This window comes from Kineococcus indalonis (assembly GCF_009906395.1).
Taxonomy (GTDB): domain Bacteria; phylum Actinomycetota; class Actinomycetes; order Actinomycetales; family Kineococcaceae; genus Kineococcus; species Kineococcus indalonis.
In genome coordinates, this window is record NZ_JAAALM010000781.1 from 1 (window position 1) to 1291 (window position 1291).

1 protein-coding gene is annotated in these 1291 nt (G+C 78.9%); it reads right to left on the reverse strand.

All coding sequences use genetic code 11. The features are described 5' to 3' along the window. On the reverse strand, positions 1 to 1286 hold a 1286-nt coding region (locus tag GTR00_RS21070; RefSeq protein ID WP_166613467.1), incomplete at its 3' end, for an FAD-binding oxidoreductase. Positions 1287 to 1291 lie beyond the last annotated feature (5 nt).

Below are 1291 nucleotides of genomic sequence, written 5' to 3' on the forward strand. Positions count from 1 at the left end.
TGCTGCGACAGGCCCAGCACGTCCTCGCCGAGCTCGCGCGCGGCGTGGGCGAGCTTGAGCGTCCCGACCCCGTGCTCGCCGGTGACGGTACCGCCCAGCTCCAGCGCCAGCGCGAAGATGTCGTCGGCGGCGCGCTGCGCGGCCGGCGGGACGCCGGTGCCGCCGTCGTCGCCCTCCAGCAGCAGCACCGGGTGCAGGTTGCCGTCGCCGGCGTGGGCGACGACGTACACCGGCACGCCGTGCCGGGCGCCGGCCTCCTTCACGCCCCGCACCGCCTCCGGCAGCCGCGAGCGCGGCACGGCGACGTCCTCGATGAGCAGCCGGCCCAGCCGCTCCAGCGAGGGCAGCGCGTCGCGGCGCGCGGCGACCAGGCGGTCCACCTCCGCGGGGTCCCCGGCGGTCTCGACCGAGGAGGCGAAGGGGCGCACCACCCGCACCAGCCGCTCCAGCTCCCGCTCCGCCGCGGCGCCGTCGGTCTGCACCAGCAGGAACGCCCCGCCGCGCGCGGCGAGGTCGCTGCCGCGCGCGGCGTCGATCGCGGCGAGCACGGGGCCGTCGACGAGCTCGAGCAGCAGCGGGCGCACCCCCGAGGCGGTGATCGCGGCGGCGGCGCCGGCGGCGTCCTCCACGGTGGCGAAGAACGCGGCGGCCGTGGCGATCCGCTCCGGGCGCGGCAGCAGCCGCACGGTGGCGCGCACCACCACGCCCAGGGTGCCCTCCGAACCGGTGAACAGGGACACCAGGTCGTAGCCGGTGACGCCCTTGACGGTGCGCCGGCCCACGCTGATCAGCCGCCCGTCGGCGAGCACGACGTCCAGGCCGAGGACGGCGTCGCGGGTGACGCCGTACTTCGCCCCGCGCAGGCCGCCGGCGTTGGTGGCGATGTTCCCGCCGACGGTGGAGGTGCCGACGCTGCCGGGGTCGGGGGCGAACATCAGCCCGTGCGCGGCCGCCGCGGCGTCCAGGTCGGCGGTGACCACGCCCGGCTCGACGACGGCGACCTGCTCGGCGGGGTCCAGCTCCACGATCCGGTCCATGCGGCTCAGGTCCAGCACCACCCCGCCGGCCTCGGCGACGGCCGCCCCGGCCAGCCCGCTGCCCGCCCCGCGCGGCACCACGGGCGTGCCGGTGGCGGTGCACCAGCGCAGCACGTGCTGCACCTCCGCGGCCGTGCGCGGGCGCACCACCACCGAGGCGGCGGTGCCGGGGGGCGTGCCGGAGCGGTCGGTGGACACCGCCAGCAGGTCGCCCGGCGCGGCGGAGGCGTCGGCCACCCCGGCCAGCAGCGCGT